We start from the raw sequence: 14,711 nt of genomic DNA, 5'->3' as shown, positions 1-14,711 counted from the left end.
GGAGCGCAGGATGTACGAGAACTATCTGGAACATGCCGTGCGCATGGCACGCGAAGCGGGGAAGATACACCTCGCCTACTTCCGCGGCGGCGACCTGGCGATCCGCACCAAGTCGAACGTCAGCGACGTGGTGACGCGCGCCGACCGCGAGAGCGAGGCGCTCATCGTCCGCATGATTGCGGAGCGTTTCCCCGACCATGCCGTGCTGGGCGAGGAGGGCGGCACGCGCGGCGATGCCCACGGCGAATGGCTGTGGGTCGTCGACCCGCTCGACGGCACGACCAACTACAGCCAGGGGCTGCCCGTCTTCACGGTCTCGATCGCCCTGCAGCACCGCGGCGAGACGGTCGTCGGGGTGGTCTATGCGCCCTACCTCGATGAATTGTACACCGCCACGCTCGGCGGCGGCGCCTGCATGGGCCGCATGGAGGGTCCGCAGCATCCGATCCGCGTGGCGGAGAAACGGACGCTCGGGGAGACGGTCCTCGCCACGGGATTTCCCTACGACAAGGTGACCAACCCGGACAACAATGCCGACAACCTCGCCCGCATCCTGCCCCGCACGCGCGGCATCCGCCGCTACGGCTCGGCGGCCTACGACCTCTGCTGCGTGGCGGCGGGTTTTCTGGACGGCTACTGGGAGCTGGCGCTGCACGTGTGGGATGTCTGCGCCGGGGAGCTGATCGTCCGCGAGGCGGGCGGTGCGGTACGCAGCCTGCGCGAGGGACGCGGCGTCTCGATCGTTGCCGGCAACAACACATTGGTCGGCGAGATGCTGCAATACATTCGCTAACACGCTGCAAAAAAGCGAAATAGAAAAGATGTAACAAAATCTTAACGGGGGCGGGAAGAAATTTCCGCCCCCACTTTCGTGTAGTTATTAAAATTTTTTCTTATTTTGCCGGCCGGATAAATCGAGAAAAAATGTGTGGAATAGTCGGCTATGTGGGTAAGCGGGAGGCTTGCCCCATTCTGATCAAGGGGCTTCACCGCCTCGAATACCGGGGATACGACAGCGCCGGCGTCGCCCTGGTGAACCGTGACGGCGCACTGAACGTCTACAAGTGCAAGGGCAAGGTCTCCGATCTGGAACATTTCCTTGCGGGCAAGGACCTCGGCGGTACGATCGGCATCGCCCACACGCGCTGGGCCACGCACGGCGTGCCGAACGACGCCAATGCCCATCCCCACTACTCCGAATCGGAACACATCGCGCTGATCCATAACGGCATCATCGAGAATTTCCGCGTGCTGAAGGATGCCCTGACGGCCAACGGCTACACGTTCCGCAGCAGCACCGACTCGGAGGTGCTGGTCAACCTGATCGAGTACGTCCGCACGACGAACGGCTGTACGCTGCTCGAAGCCGTGCAGCAGGCCCTCAAGCAGGTGGTCGGCGCCTACGCCATCGCCGTCATCGAGAAGGGCAACCGCGACGAGATCATCGCCGCACGTCAGAGCAGCCCGATGGTCGTCGGGCTCGGCGAGGGCGAATATTTCCTCTCGTCGGACGCCGCGTCGATCATCGAATACACGCAGGAGTTCGTCTACATCAACGACGGGGAGATCGCCGTCATCAACCGCAACCACCCGCTCAAGGTCGTGACGCTCGACAACCACGAGAGCCGCATCGACATCAAGAAACTCCAGCTCTCGATCTCGCAGCTCGAAAAGGGCGGCTACCCCCACTTCATGCTCAAGGAGATTTACGAGCAGCCGCGCACGATCGTCGACTGCATCCGCGGGCGCATCAATCCCGAGACGTGCGAAGTCAAGCTCTCGGGCGTGATCGACCACCGCGACAAGTTCCTCGCGGCGCGCCGCATCATCTTCGTGGCATGCGGCACGTCGTGGCACGCCTCGCTCATCGGCGAGCACCTGATCGAGAACATCTGCCGCATACCCGTCGAGGTGGAGTACGCCTCGGAGTTCCGCTACCGCAACCCGATCATCCACGCGGACGACATCGTCATCGCCGTGTCGCAGTCGGGCGAGACGGCCGACACGCTGGCCGCCGTCGAGCTTGCCCGCAAGGCCGGGGCCTTCGTTTTCGGCATCTGCAACGTCGTCGGCTCGTCGATCGCCCGCGCCACCGACTCGGGTGCCTACATCCACGTGGGACCGGAGATCGGCGTGGCCTCGACCAAGGCCTTCACGGGCCAGGTGACCGTCATGGCGATGCTGGCGCTGGCCATCGGCCGCGAGAAGGGCACCGTGACGGATGCTTATTACCATGAGGTGGCGCAGGCGCTGCTCGACCTGCCCGCGACGCTCGAGGAGGTGCTCAAGGTCGGCGACCAGATCAGGGACCTGGCCAAGATATTCACCTATGCCCACAACTTCATCTACCTGGGCCGCGGATACAACTACCCCACGGCGCTCGAAGGGGCGCTCAAGCTCAAGGAGATCTCCTACATCCACGCCGAGGGCTACCCCGCCGCCGAGATGAAGCACGGTCCCATCGCGCTGATCGACGCCGAGATGCCGACCGTCGCGATCGCCACGCCGGACCACACCTACGAGAAGACGGCGAGCAACATTGAGGAGATCAAGGCGCGCGGCGGCAAGATCGTCGCCGTGATGGCGCGCGACGACGAACAGGTGCGCCGCTCGGCCGACTACTGCATCGAGGTGCCGGTCATCACCGAGTGCCTCATGCCGATCGTCGTGTCGGTGCCGCTGCAGCTGCTGGCCTACTACATCGCCGTCTACAAGGGCCGCAATGTCGACCAGCCGCGCAACCTCGCCAAGTCGGTGACCGTCGAATAGGCGCTCCGGCAAGGCGCGATGCCTGTCGGGCAGGGGCCGGGAAACGGTCTCTGCCCTTTTTTGCTGCCAGCCCTGCCGGAGGCCGGACGGAAATACGCGCCGCGGCCGGCGATGCGGCAAAATCGGAATAAATGGTTATCTTTACAGCGGACAAACGACACACAGGCATGGAACAAAGTTTCGACCTTTCACCCGAACTCACGAAGCAGGCGTGCTACGACGCCTTCCTGCCGCGCCTTGCGGCACTCATCGAGGGCATCGACGACGAAGTGGCCGTGCTGGCCAACACGGCAGCCGCCCTGCGTGAGGCCTTCGGTTTCTTCTGGGTCGGATTCTACCGCGCGGCGGGCGGGGAGCTCCGCCTCGGGCCGTTCCAGGGAACGGTCGCCTGCTACCGCATCCGCAAGGGACGCGGCGTCTGCGGCACGGCCTTCGCCGAGGAGCGGAGCATCGTGGTCCCCGACGTCGAGCAGTTCCCCGGGCACATCGCCTGCAGCTCGCTCTCGCGCTCCGAGATCGTCATCCCGCTCTTCTCGACGGGGTCCGAACGCATGGTGCGCGGTGTGCTCGACATCGACAGCGACCGCCCCGCGGCCTTCGACGAGACGGACCGCCGCGGCCTCGAACGGATCGCCGCCCTGATCTCCGAAACAATCTACTGACATGGACTTTTCAGAACTGATACGCAAACGCCAGAGCGACCGGCACTATGAAGCGCGCGCCGTGCCGCGCGAGCTGGTCATGCGCTGCATCGAGGCGGCGCGCCTCGCCCCGTCGGCCTGCAATTCGCAGCCGTGGCACTTCGTCGCGGTGGACGATCCGCAACTCAAGGCCCGGCTGGCCCGTGCGGCCGAGGGGCTCGGCATGAACCGCTTTGCCGCCGAGGCGCCGGTCATCGTCGCCGTGGTGCTCGAAAAGATGAACTTCACGGCCCGCATCGGCAGCATGCTCAAGCGCAAGGATTACTGCATGCTCGACGTCGGCATCGCCGTCGAGCACTTCTGCCTCTAGGCGGCCGAGCTGGGTCTTGGCACCTGCATCCTCGGGTGGTTCGACGAACCGCAGACGGCCCGCCTGCTCGGCGTGCCGCGCGGCAAGCGGATTCCGCTGCTCATCACCGTGGGCTATCCGGCCGCCGCGACGCGTGACAAGGTGCGCAAGCCGATCGCGGAGATCAGCTCGTGGAACGCCTACCGCCCGGGAAAAGAGCCGCAGCCCGGGCAGGACGCAGAGTAGCCCAAATGTCCTGAAAACCCGGTCCGGGTGGCGGGTGAAAGCCCCTGCGCGGTACAACGCAGCGGAAAAATCGCTATTTTTGCCCCGTAATCCGGCCGCAACGGGTTTGCGCACCGGGAAAAATCGCGCTTATGGCCTCTTCTGACAACGGGCAGACGGCACGTCCCGCCCTCTGGAACAGCAACTATCTGAAGGTGTGGATCGCCAACTTCATGCTCTTTTTCGCATTCTATCTGTTGGCGCCGCTGCTGCCGCTCTACCTGCGCGACACCTTCGCGGCCAACAAGGCGATGATCGGCTTCGTGCTGTGCGGTTACACGCTCACGGCACTCTGCGTGCGCCCCTTCAGCGGATTCGTCGTCGACACGTTCAACCGCAAGAAGGTCCTGCTGCTCTGCTACTTCTGCTTCGCCCTGCTCTTCGCGGGCTACTACATCACCGGCTCGCTGCTGCTCTTTGCCGTCATCCGCACGCTGCACGGCGCGCCGTTCGGCGCCACGACCGTGGCAAGCAGCACGATGGCCATCGACGTGCTCCATCCCGAGCGGCGGTCGGAAGGCATCGGCTACTACGGGTTGAGCAACAACATCGCCATGGCCATCGGCCCGTCGGCAGGCCTCTACATCTACCACACGATCCACAACTTCAACCTGCTCTTCACCCTCTCGCTCGTGATTGCCTTCGCCGGACTGGCCATCGACTCGACGATCCGCTGCCGTGACCGCCAGCCCGTGCAGCGCGACGGCAAGCTGTCGCTCGACCGCTTCGTCCTGCTCAAGGGGTGGAGCGAGGGGCTCTGCATCGCGACCTTCTCGTTCTCGTTCGGCGTCATCTCGACCTACATCGCCATCTACAGCCAGGAGGTGCTGCACATCACCTCCGGGTCGGGCACCTTCTTCATGCTGCTGGCCGTGGGTCTGATCCTCTCGCGGCTCATCGGCAGCAAGTCGCTACGGCAGGGCAAGATCGTGCAGAACGCCTCGGCGGGCATGGTGCTGTCGCTGTGCGGCTACCTCATCTTCTCGGCCGTCCCGAACCTCTGGGGCTACTACGCCGCGGCGCTGATGATCGGTCTGGGCAACGGACACATGTACCCCGCCATGCAGACGATGTTCATCAACCTGGCGCCGCACGAACGCCGCGGCACGGCCAACTCGACGATCCTCACCTCGTGGGACCTCGGCGTCGGCATCGGCATCATCGGCGGCGGCAGCATCGCCGAGCACCTGGGCGGCTATACGGCGGCCTTCTGGCTCGCCTTTGCGGTCAATGCCGCGGGCGTGATATTCTATTTCCTCTACGCACGCCGAAGTTTCCTTGCCAACCGGCTCCGCTGACACGGCGTCGCGGCGCAGCGCGCACGAAAAAAACGGCAGGCCTTCCATTCGGAAAAGCCTGCCGTTCGTTTTGGACACGAAATGCGCGCACTTACATCATCTCCTCGTAGGCGTAGCGGATCGCGCGGTTCAGGATCGCCACGAAGGGCTGCGTGAGCCGGAACTGCCCGACGAGGTATTCCACGGCGTCGGGACGCAACAGCTCCTTTTCATCGAGCGGCCGCTCGACGTAGAAATCCTTGAGCTTCAGCAGCTCGGCATATTCGCTGTCGGACGGGAAGCCCGTCGGCACGCGCTTGAGCTTGTTGCCCTCCCAGATGCGGAATCCGGGAGCCGCCTTTACGGCCTGCAGCACCTCGGCTCCATTGTCGAGCATCTCCTCGCGCATGGAGCGCAGCACGACCGGTTCGAGGCAGACCACCCCGCCGCCCAATTGGCTGCCGCCGAGCAGTCCGTCGCCCGAAGGCTCGACATGCAGGTAGTAACCCGCATAGCCGGACTTCTTGCCGCGCGGCGCGATGAAGGCGCTGATGTAGTTCTTGTAGGGCGTCTTGTCGGCCGAGAAACGCGTGTCGCGCGCGATGCGGTAGGTGCAGTCCTGCGGCCGCAGCCCCCGCACCGAGCTGTCGAACGACGCAATGCCGTCGATCAGACGCTGCGTGAAGCCGGCGAAGCGCCCCTTCACGCGCGTCCACTCGGCGCGGTGCGCATCGAACCACTCGCGGTCGTTGTTGTCGTGCAGCCGCCGCAGGAAATCGAGCACCTGCTCCATGTTACCAGGCGAAGAGCGGATAGTCGGCCATCAGGGCGTTCACGTCGCGGCGCACGGCGGCGATGTTCTCCTCGCTGTCGGGATTCTCCAGCACGCGGTCGATCAGCTCGACGATGTAGTCCATCTTGTCCTCCTTCAGGCCGCGCGTCGTGATGGCCGGCGTGCCGAAGCGCAGACCCGAGGTCTGGAACGGCGAGCGGCTGTCGAACGGCACCATGTTCTTGTTCGTCGTGATATCGGCGGCCACGAGGCACTTCTCGGCCTGCTTGCCCGTCAGCTCGGGGAACTTCGTGCGCAGGTCGACCAGCATCAGGTGGTTGTCCGTACCACCCGAGACGATCTTGTAGCCACGCTTAACGAAGGCTTCGGCCATCGCGCGGGCGTTCTTCTGCACCTGTATCTGGTACTCCTTGTAGGAGGGTTCGAGCGCCTCGCCGAAAGCCACGGCCTTGGCGGCGATGACGTGCTCGAGCGGTCCGCCCTGGATGCCGGGGAAGACGGACGAGTTGAGAATCTGCGACATCATCTTCACGGCGCCCTTCGGCGTGGTGAGGCCCCACGGGTTTTCAAAGTCCTTGCCCATGAGGATGATGCCGCCGCGCGGGCCGCGCAGGGTCTTGTGGGTCGTCGAGGTGACGATGTGGGCATATTTCACGGGATTCTCCAGCAGCCCCGCGGCGATCAGACCCGCCGTGTGGGCCATGTCGACGAGCAGCAGCGCCCCGACCTTGTCGGCGATCTCGCGCATGCGCTTGTAGTCCCACTCGCGCGAGTAGGCTGACGCACCGCCGACGATCAGCTTCGGACGGCACTCCTCGGCCAGGCGCTCCATGGCGTCGTAGTCGATGCGGCCAGTCGCCTCGTCGAGACGGTAGCCCACAGCCTTGAAGTACTTGCCCGACATGTTCACCGGCGAACCGTGCGAGAGGTGTCCGCCGTGTGCCAGGTCAAGGCCCATGAAGGTGTCGCCGGGCTGCATCACGGCAAAGAAGACGGCCATGTTGGCCTGTGCGCCCGAGTGGGGCTGCACGTTGGCGTACTCGGCGCCGTAGAGGCGGCAGACGCGCTCGATGGCCAGCGACTCGACCTTGTCGACAACCTCGCAGCCGCCGTAGTAGCGGGCGGCGGGATAACCCTCGGCGTACTTGTTCGTGAGGACCGAGCCCATGGCCTCCATGACCTGGTCGCTGACGAAGTTCTCCGAAGCGATGAGTTCGATGCCGTGCATCTGACGGCTGCGCTCGGCGGCGATCAGATCGAAAATCTGGGAATCTCTTTTCATGTTTTACTTTGGGTTTTTGAAATCCGTTACCTTTACGGTTTGTAAAGATAAGCAAATTTGTCGAAATTCTATCAAACTTTTACTTTTTCCTTCCGAAATGCATGCGCGCCATAGTCCGCCGGCGCGGAAGGATGTCCGCACGGTGCATGCGGTACACTGCCGTTTTTCCTGCCGTCCGGTCGTGCGCAGGCCAAAGAAATCGGGAGAAGACCGGACTTTTGGCTCATATTAAAATATTTTTCGTATCTTTGTGCCGGAAAATCGGCTATTTATACCAAAATTGAGATAACTATGAAATTACTCGAAGGAAAAGTGGCTGTCGTAACGGGTGCTGCCCGCGGCATCGGCAAGGCCATTGCACTGAAATTCGCATCGGAAGGCGCCGACGTCGCCTTTACGGACCTGGTGATCGACGAGAACGGCAAGGCTACCGAGGCCGAAATCGCCGCACTCGGCGTCAAGGCCAAGGGCTATGCCTCGAACGCCGCCAACTTCGAAGAGACGCACAAGGTCATCGACGAGATCATGAAGGACTTTGGCCGCATCGACATTCTGGTCAACAACGCCGGCATCACGAAAGACGGTCTGATGATGCGCATGTCGGAGGCTCAGTGGGACGCCGTGCTGACGGTCAACCTCAAGTCGGCCTTCAACTTCATCCACGCCGTAACGCCGGTCATGGCGCGTCAGAAGGGCGGCTCGATCATCAACATGTCGTCGGTCGTGGGCGTGAGCGGCAACGCCGGACAGTGCAACTATTCGGCTTCGAAGGCCGGCATGATCGGTCTGGCCAAGTCGATCGCCAAGGAGATGGGTCCCCGCGGCATCCGCGCCAACTGCATCGCCCCGGGCTTCATCATCACCGACATGACGGACAAGCTGCCCGACTCGGTCAAGGAGGAGTGGTACAAGCAGATTCCGCTGCGTCGCGGCGGCACGCCCGAGGATGTAGCCAAAGTAGCGCTGTTCCTTGCGTCGGACCTCTCGTCGTATGTCAGCGGCCAGGTTATCCACTGCTGTGGTGCGATGAACTGCTAAATCGACCCGGGAACGATCCCCGTCGCAACGAAAGAGCCTGCCGGATTTTCCGGCAGGCTCTTTTCATGGGGAAATCTTCTCTTTTACCTGTTATCCGCCCCTCTCCACTTCTTTTTAACTGCTTTTTTACCTGCTTTTCGGTGGCGAAAAGCAGCAAAAGCCACCCGACCGATTCCGATGGCGGCGTCCGGCCGTCTGAAAGCGGCGTCGGGCGACTGTGCGCGGGTTTGCAAGCAAACCGTCCCCGCCGCTTGCGCTTTCAGCCGCCCGTCCGCTTTTTCGCCATCGGAACCAAGTCGGGACCCGCCTTGCGGGAAAAAGAGAACTGATCTTGCAGGGAAATAAAAGGGGCATATATCAGGGTGAGACGCGCAACCGTTATTATACATATTGCCGCCGCTGGCGGCACAATCAATCCGCACTCTCGTTCGACGCGAAAAAAGAGGGTGCGAGTGGCGGCGCGTCCGCCACGGGGTGGCGCATAGGCTTGATCTTGCGCGCCCCGGACAGCACCGCGGCTCGCGCACTCCCACGGAGAACGACGTGCGGAGGCTTTTGGTACTTTTGGCCTCAAAAGTACAAGAGAAAACTCTTTCTTTTTCTCTGCTTTTCGATGGCGAAAAGCAGCAAAAGCCACCCGACCGATTCCGATGGCGGCGTCCGGTCGTCTGAAAGCGGCGTCGGGCGACTATTCGCGGGTTTGCAAGCAAACCGTCCCCGCCGCTCACGCTTTCAGCCGCCCGTCCGCTTCCCCGCCATCGGAACCAAGTCGGGACCCGTCTTGCGGGGAAAATCAGCCTTGCGGTGGGAAGATAAGAGAGAACACGTCGCCGAGATCATATTATTTATACACATTGCCGCCAGCGGCGGCACCCATAATCCGCACTCTCGTTCGACGCGGGGAAAAAGGGGTACGGCCCGCGGCGTGTCCGTCACGGGGTGGCGCACAGGCTCCGATCCTGCGCGCTCCGGAGAAGACCGGCCCGGCGAAGAGATGCCGTCGTCAGGCGGCCCGCCCGCACAATACGCCTCAGGCGGCATCCGGAGTTGGAGATTCCATCTTTTTACGTATATTTGCGAACATGAAACGAATCGCAACTTTCGTCCTGTCGTGCTGCGCCTGCATCGGCACGGCCCACGCGCAGGCCCCCACGCTCCCGACGCCCGACGCCAAGGTCCTCGGCATGGGCGGCGTGGCCATGACCACCATCTCGGGATCACACGCCCTCTACAACAACTCCGCGACGGCAGCCTTCTCACCCCTGCCCTCGCAGGTCTCCTCGTCCTACTACGGACAGGGAAAATTCGACTACTACGCCGTATCCGGATACTGCCGTGTCGGCGGCACAAACCTCGTGCAGCTCGGCTGGCGCCAGTACCTGCGCGAGCGGGGTAACAGCGACATGGCCGTCGATGCCGGCTACACGCGCCGCATCGGCGAACGCTGGGCCGTCGGCATCGTCGCCCGCTACATGCACCTCTCGCGACCCGATGCTTCGGCAGATGCCCTGGCGGCGGACTTGAGTGCCGCCTACTCGCTGCCGATAGAAAACGTGGGCGACTACTCGACACTGCGCGCCGGTGCGAAGCTGGGCAACCTAGGCGGCTACCTCGACGACTCGGCCTATGCGCTGCCGATGGACCTCACGGCGGGTGTCGCGCTGGATACATTCCTCTCCGATGCCCACGAGATTACCGTCGGCACCGACCTGGGGTACTATTTCACGCCGTCGCACGTGCGCGGCTTCCAGATGTCGGTCGGTGCGGAGTACAACCTCATGCAGCTCGTCCAGCTGCGCGCCGGTTACCACTACGGCGAGCGGCGCGACTACTATCCGAGCTACACGACCGTCGGCTTCGGCGTGCGTTTCCTGCACCTGCGGCTCGACTTCGCCTACCTCTTCGCCGCGAAGGAGACCCTGCTGCACAACACTTACAGCATCAGTTTCGGTCTGGATTTCTGATGTAATCCAGTATCCCCGCGCAGCCGTCCTCCAGCATGTCGAGCACCAGCTCGAAGCCCTCATGCCCCTCGTAATAGGGATCGGGAACATGGTCCCACTGCGGGTGGCGACTGAAGAACTCCCGCATGCGGAATATCTTTTCGGCGGCCCGGCGCGACGGCGCCAGCCGGTGCACCGCCTCGTAGTTCATGTCATCCATGACGACAATCATGTCGAAGCGGTCGAAATCGGCTTCGGTGATGCGCCGTGCGCGGTGCGTGAGCACATATCCGCGTCCTGTCGCCGCATGGCGCATGCGGGCGTCGGGCAGATCGCCGGCATGTCCTCCGTAGGTGCCGGCCGAATCGACGGCGAGCAGCTCCTCCGCCCCATTGCGCCGGGCGGTTTGGCGCATGATCTCCTCGGCGGCCGGTGAGCGGCAGATGTTGCCGAGGCATACGAACAGAATCCTCTTTTTCATGGCGGCAAAGATAACGTTTCGGAAGAGGATTTGCAACCTCCGCCCGGGCGGCGCAGGACTCCCGGATGCCGTTTTCCCGCCCGGCATCCGCCTCTTGCGGAGCAGAAAAAAGAACAATCGGAACAATATTCCACCCTCGCACGAGCCGTATGTTCGGATAAAAATCGTATCTTTGCCCCCGATTCTTTGTAATAACTTAAACACGGAATGCAATGAAGATGAAAGTTATCGTGATGCTGGCGGCATTCGCACTCACGGCGTCGCTCGCCACGGCCCAGGACCTGCCCCGCAAAGTCTCGAACGTCGAGGTGCTGGACCTGGACGGCAAGCCCGCCAAACTGCCCTACTTCGGAGAAAAGAACCTGATGATATTCTACGTGGACCCCGACCGCCACAAGCAGAACAACGACTTCACGCTCGAACTCGAACGCACCCACCGCGCCGAGAGCGACAACATCTACGGATTCGGCGTCATGAACCTCAAGGATGCCCCGATGATTCCCAACGGCATGGCCCGCAACATGGCCAAGAAGCGCACGGAGAAGAACGGCGCACTCGTGCTGGCCGACCAGGAGCGCATCCTGAGCACGGCCTGGGGACTGGGCGACTGCAACAACCAGTTCGTGCTGCTCTTCGTCTCGAAGGAGGGCGAGCTGGTCTTCCTGCGCAAGGGCGAGCTCTCCGAGCAGGACAAGCAGGCCTTCTACGAGGTTATCGACAAGTACAAATAATCGGATTCCCGAATGATCCGCGCAATCCTCGTTGCGGGCTGCATCCTGTGCGGCCTCTGTCTTCGGCCCTCCGACGTGCGGGCGCAGGAACGGGAGCGGGACAGCGTCTACACCTACGTCTCGGGCAGCGACACGCTGCACTACACCTACACGCCGCTCGCGCAGCAGTCATCGGCACGGAAAAAGCCGTTCCTGCAGCGCGTGGTGGACTATTTCGGCGGTTCGACCGTCGACCGCACCTTCGAAAAGAAGATCGACGTCACCTTTGCGGGCGGCCCGAGCTACTCGAAGAACACGAGCCTGGGCATCGGCGTGCTCGCCGCGGGGCTCTACCGCATCGACCGGACCGATTCGGTGACCTCGCCGTCGGACGTCTCGGTCTTCGGCAACGTCTCCGTCACGGGATTCTACTCGCTGGGCGTCACCGGCAACACGATCTTCTCGAAGAACCGTAGCCGGCTCAACTATACGCTGATGTTCACGTCGGCACCCCGCTCGCTGTGGGGCGTCGGCTACCACGCCGGGCGCTACAACCAGGAGACTACCTACACCGAAAAACAGTATCAGATCGAGACCCGCTACGTGCACCGCGTCCTGCCGAACACCTACCTCGGCGTCGTGCTGGGGTTCGAACACACGAAGGGCCGGGGCTTCGATGCGCTGGGCGAGAGCTATCTCGAGGGGCAGAAACACCACTACACGGCCACGGGCATCGGGCTGATCGCCGAGTACGACTCGCGTGACTTCATTCCCAACCCGTTCCGGGGCATCTACCTCTCGTTTCAGGAGAGCTCCTATCCGAAGCATCTGGGCAACTGCGGCAAGACGCTGTGGCGCACGACCGTCACGGCCGACTTCTACCAGAAGGTCTGGAAAGACGGCATCCTCGCCGCCGACCTTTACGGCATCTTCAACTCCGAAGGCACGCCGTGGCCGATGCTCGCCCGCATGGGCGGCAGCCAGCGCATGCGCGGATACTACCAGGGCCGCTATACGGACAACTGCCTGATTACGGCGCAGATCGAGGTGCGGCAGCGTATCTGGCGCCGGATCGGGGGCGTCGTCTGGGGCGGTGCCGGCAACGTATTCAACAGCCTGCGGGAGTTCGACTGGGACGAGACGCTGCCCAACTACGGCATCGGTCTGCGCTGGGAGCTGAAGAAGCGGGTGAACGTCCGCATCGACTACGGATTCGGCAAAAAGACCAGCGGCTTTCTGCTCAACATAAACGAAGCTTTCTGAAATGGGAAACAAGCATAACGATCCGCCGAAAAGCAGGCGCCGCGAACCGTCCGGCCGACGCGGCCGCGTCACCACGATCCTGCTGCCCGTCTATTTCTTCGTGGCGATGATCATACCGAACTGCGTCCTCGCCAATACGGAGCACTATTCGGTCTGGACCACCGAGGCGCTCATCCTGCTGCCGCTCGGCTTTTTCATGATGTGGAGCGTCGTCCTGCGCCGCTCGGGCGTCATGGTCTGGCTGGCCTTCCCGTTCATCTTCCTGTGTGCCTTCCAGATCGTGCTGCTCTACCTGTTCGGCAACTCGATCATCGCCACCGACATGTTCACCAACCTGCTGACGACCAATCCCGGCGAGGCGGGTGAGCTGCTGGGCAACATCTACCCTGCCGTCGTGCTGGTATGCGTCATGTACGTGCCGCTGCTGTGGCTCGCCTCGCGCGAAATCGGCCTGAAGCGCTACATGACGCGCATGACGCGCATGAACATCGGACTGACCGGCGCCGTGCTCTTCGCCCTGGGCCTGCTCGTCCTGTGGCCCGCCTACCGCGTCAGCGAGAGCAAGCACGTGCTGCGCGACGAAATCTTCCCGCTCAACGTGCTCTACAATGCCGGATTGAGCGGGTCGGAGTTCCGCAAGTCGCGCAATTTCGAGAAGACGGCCGCGGGCTTCACCTACGGGGCCACACGCACGCAGGAGGCACCCGGACGGGAAATCTACGTCTACATCATCGGCGAGGCGGCCCGTGCGATGAGCTGGCAGCTCTACGGCTACGGACGCGAGACCAATCCGCGGCTCTCGACATTCGACGATCTGGTGCTCTTCCGCGACATCCTCACGCAGAGCAACACCACGCACAAGAGCGTGCCGCTGATTCTCTCGTCGGTCGGCACCGACGAACACGAGGAGCTCTACCGCCGCCGGGGGCTCCCGGCCCTCTTCAACGAGGCGGGATTCGACACGTGGTTCATCTCGAACCAGTCGCCGCAGGGGGCCATGATCGACCACCTGGCACACGATGCGAAGCACCTGCTCTACATCCATTCGCCGCGTCACGACATGCAGTTGTTCAGCGAGATGCGCAAGGTCATCGAAACGAGCACTTCACAAAAACTGCTCTTCATCCTGCACTGCTACGGCTCCCACTTCAGCTATCACCAGCGGTATCCGCGCGAATTTGCTGTCTTCAAGCCGGATAACGACGTTGCCATCAACGAGCAGAATGCCGAGATGCTCCGCAACGCCTACGACAACTCGATCGTCTATACGGATCATTTCCTGGCCGAGACGATTAACTACCTGCGCGGACTGGAGGACACCTCGACGGCGCTGCTCTACTGCGCGGACCACGGCGAGGACATCCTCGACGACCGGCGTCACCGTTTCCTGCACGCCTCGCCCACGACGACGGCCTACCAGCTCTGGGTGGCGTCGCTGGCATGGTTCTCCCCGGAGTACCGGGCCAATTTTCCCGAAAAGGTCGCTGCGGCCGAAGCCAACGCCTCGGCGGCGACCACGACCCACGCGCTTTTCCACACGATGGCCGACATGGCCTCGATCCGCGGCCGCTACATCGACACGCGGGTGTCGCTCGTAAGCGCCGACTTCGACCGCACGGCTCCGCGCTGCTACCTGAACGACCACAACGAGGCCGTACCCTTCGTCCGGACAGGGCTCATGCCCGAGGACATGGAGGTCTTCCGTCGGTACGGCATCGTTCCGTAACCGCCGTCATCCCGGGTAATGATGCCAAAATTGGTTGGAGATATAAAATGTAACCGACTTAATATTTGGCAGTTAGGAGGATAAAACAGAGATTAGTAGAAACCGGTTTCTACTAATCTCTGTTTTTATGTCAAAAAAACGAAAAAAACGATGT

Annotated in this window: 14 protein-coding genes; 11 read left to right on the top strand and 3 right to left on the bottom strand. The window is 62.4% G+C overall.

Annotated elements, in window-relative coordinates:
- The first annotated feature begins 10 nt into the window (after window positions 1-10).
- The 6 genes from Q1Y33_RS05090 to Q1Y33_RS05070 all read left to right on the top strand — a co-directional run bounded on the left by Q1Y33_RS05090 (window position 11) and on the right by Q1Y33_RS05070 (window position 5,342).
- Window positions 11-793, top strand: coding sequence for an inositol monophosphatase family protein (locus Q1Y33_RS05090; protein ID WP_300798667.1), 783 nt, complete (start codon window positions 11-13; stop codon window positions 791-793).
- Window positions 794-924: 131 nt separating this feature from the next.
- The gene (gene glmS, locus Q1Y33_RS05085; RefSeq protein ID WP_300798666.1) at window positions 925-2,769 is read left to right on the top strand and encodes a glutamine--fructose-6-phosphate transaminase (isomerizing); all 1,845 of its coding nucleotides are present in this window, start codon (window positions 925-927) and stop codon (window positions 2,767-2,769) included.
- A gap of 167 nt (window positions 2,770-2,936) precedes the next feature.
- Window positions 2,937-3,431 carry a GAF domain-containing protein gene (locus Q1Y33_RS05080; RefSeq protein WP_300798665.1) on the top strand — a complete coding sequence of 165 codons (495 nt, stop codon included), beginning with the start codon at window positions 2,937-2,939 and terminating at the stop codon, window positions 3,429-3,431.
- Window position 3,432: 1 nt separating this feature from the next.
- Complete coding sequence (locus Q1Y33_RS09670; RefSeq protein ID WP_363322792.1) at window positions 3,433-3,780, top strand: nitroreductase family protein; 348 nt, start codon at window positions 3,433-3,435, stop codon at window positions 3,778-3,780.
- Between the two features lie 9 nt (window positions 3,781-3,789).
- Window positions 3,790-4,005 carry a nitroreductase family protein gene (locus tag Q1Y33_RS09665; protein ID WP_363322796.1) on the top strand — a complete coding sequence of 72 codons (216 nt, stop codon included), beginning with the start codon at window positions 3,790-3,792 and terminating at the stop codon, window positions 4,003-4,005.
- A gap of 131 nt (window positions 4,006-4,136) precedes the next feature.
- Window positions 4,137-5,342 carry an MFS transporter gene (locus tag Q1Y33_RS05070; protein WP_300798664.1) on the top strand — a complete coding sequence of 402 codons (1,206 nt, stop codon included), beginning with the start codon at window positions 4,137-4,139 and terminating at the stop codon, window positions 5,340-5,342.
- A gap of 91 nt (window positions 5,343-5,433) precedes the next feature.
- Here Q1Y33_RS05070 and Q1Y33_RS05065 read toward each other — a convergent pair whose 3' ends face one another.
- Entirely contained in the window at window positions 5,434-6,114 is a 681-nt protein-coding gene (locus Q1Y33_RS05065; RefSeq protein ID WP_300798663.1) for a DUF2461 domain-containing protein, read from the bottom strand.
- Between the two features lies 1 nt (window position 6,115).
- Window positions 6,116-7,396, bottom strand: coding sequence for a serine hydroxymethyltransferase (gene glyA / locus Q1Y33_RS05060; protein ID WP_300798662.1), 1,281 nt, complete (start codon window positions 7,394-7,396; stop codon window positions 6,116-6,118).
- Between the two features lie 291 nt (window positions 7,397-7,687).
- Between glyA and fabG the strand changes: the two genes are divergently transcribed.
- Window positions 7,688-8,434 (top strand): 3-oxoacyl-[acyl-carrier-protein] reductase, encoded by a 747-nt coding sequence (fabG, locus tag Q1Y33_RS05055; protein ID WP_300798661.1) that lies wholly within the window; start codon window positions 7,688-7,690, stop codon window positions 8,432-8,434.
- Between the two features lie 1,082 nt (window positions 8,435-9,516).
- Window positions 9,517-10,398, top strand: coding sequence for a PorV/PorQ family protein (locus Q1Y33_RS05050; protein WP_300798660.1), 882 nt, complete (start codon window positions 9,517-9,519; stop codon window positions 10,396-10,398).
- On the opposite strand, the gene Q1Y33_RS05045 is transcribed toward Q1Y33_RS05050, so the two are convergent.
- Window positions 10,376-10,858, bottom strand: a complete 483-nt coding sequence (locus Q1Y33_RS05045; protein WP_300798659.1) for a low molecular weight protein-tyrosine-phosphatase — start codon at window positions 10,856-10,858, stop codon at window positions 10,376-10,378. The two genes, Q1Y33_RS05050 and Q1Y33_RS05045, sit on opposite strands and share 23 nt — an antisense overlap.
- Window positions 10,859-11,070: 212 nt before the next feature.
- Here Q1Y33_RS05045 and Q1Y33_RS05040 point away from each other — a divergent pair, with 212 nt between their 5' ends.
- Genes Q1Y33_RS05040 through Q1Y33_RS05030 form a run of 3 tightly spaced genes read left to right on the top strand, consistent with a single transcriptional unit; the run spans window position 11,071 to window position 14,557 of the window.
- Window positions 11,071-11,589 carry a hypothetical protein gene (locus Q1Y33_RS05040; protein WP_300798658.1) on the top strand — a complete coding sequence of 173 codons (519 nt, stop codon included), beginning with the start codon at window positions 11,071-11,073 and terminating at the stop codon, window positions 11,587-11,589.
- A 12-nt stretch (window positions 11,590-11,601) separates the two neighbouring features.
- A complete protein-coding gene (locus Q1Y33_RS05035) occupies window positions 11,602-12,831 on the top strand; it encodes a BamA/TamA family outer membrane protein (protein ID WP_300798657.1) in 1,230 nt (409 codons plus the stop codon).
- Between the two features lies 1 nt (window position 12,832).
- On the top strand, window positions 12,833-14,557 hold the full coding sequence (locus Q1Y33_RS05030) for a phosphoethanolamine transferase (RefSeq protein WP_300798656.1): 1,725 nt from the start codon (window positions 12,833-12,835) through the stop codon (window positions 14,555-14,557).
- Window positions 14,558-14,711: the final 154 nt, after the last annotated feature.

The organism is uncultured Alistipes sp. (assembly GCF_949296715.1).
Taxonomy (GTDB): domain Bacteria; phylum Bacteroidota; class Bacteroidia; order Bacteroidales; family Rikenellaceae; genus Alistipes.
The sequence above is the reverse complement of the archived record's forward strand: the minus strand, read 5'-3'. Positions and strand labels throughout refer to the sequence as shown.

Coding starts and splice junctions, on each gene's coding strand:
- Q1Y33_RS09670 (WP_363322792.1), top strand. CDS start 3,433: ATGGACTTTTCAGAACTGATACGCAAACGCCAGAGCGACCGGCACTAT.
- fabG (WP_300798661.1), top strand. CDS start 7,688: ATGAAATTACTCGAAGGAAAAGTGGCTGTCGTAACGGGTGCTGCCCGC.
- Q1Y33_RS05065 (WP_300798663.1), bottom strand. CDS start 6,114: ATGGAGCAGGTGCTCGATTTCCTGCGGCGGCTGCACGACAACAACGAC.
- Q1Y33_RS05045 (WP_300798659.1), bottom strand. CDS start 10,858: ATGAAAAAGAGGATTCTGTTCGTATGCCTCGGCAACATCTGCCGCTCA.
- glmS (WP_300798666.1), top strand. CDS start 925: ATGTGTGGAATAGTCGGCTATGTGGGTAAGCGGGAGGCTTGCCCCATT.
- Q1Y33_RS05040 (WP_300798658.1), top strand. CDS start 11,071: ATGAAGATGAAAGTTATCGTGATGCTGGCGGCATTCGCACTCACGGCG.
- glyA (WP_300798662.1), bottom strand. CDS start 7,396: ATGAAAAGAGATTCCCAGATTTTCGATCTGATCGCCGCCGAGCGCAGC.
- Q1Y33_RS05050 (WP_300798660.1), top strand. CDS start 9,517: ATGAAACGAATCGCAACTTTCGTCCTGTCGTGCTGCGCCTGCATCGGC.
- Q1Y33_RS05030 (WP_300798656.1), top strand. CDS start 12,833: ATGGGAAACAAGCATAACGATCCGCCGAAAAGCAGGCGCCGCGAACCG.
- Q1Y33_RS05090 (WP_300798667.1), top strand. CDS start 11: ATGTACGAGAACTATCTGGAACATGCCGTGCGCATGGCACGCGAAGCG.
- Q1Y33_RS05080 (WP_300798665.1), top strand. CDS start 2,937: ATGGAACAAAGTTTCGACCTTTCACCCGAACTCACGAAGCAGGCGTGC.
- Q1Y33_RS05035 (WP_300798657.1), top strand. CDS start 11,602: ATGATCCGCGCAATCCTCGTTGCGGGCTGCATCCTGTGCGGCCTCTGT.
- Q1Y33_RS05070 (WP_300798664.1), top strand. CDS start 4,137: ATGGCCTCTTCTGACAACGGGCAGACGGCACGTCCCGCCCTCTGGAAC.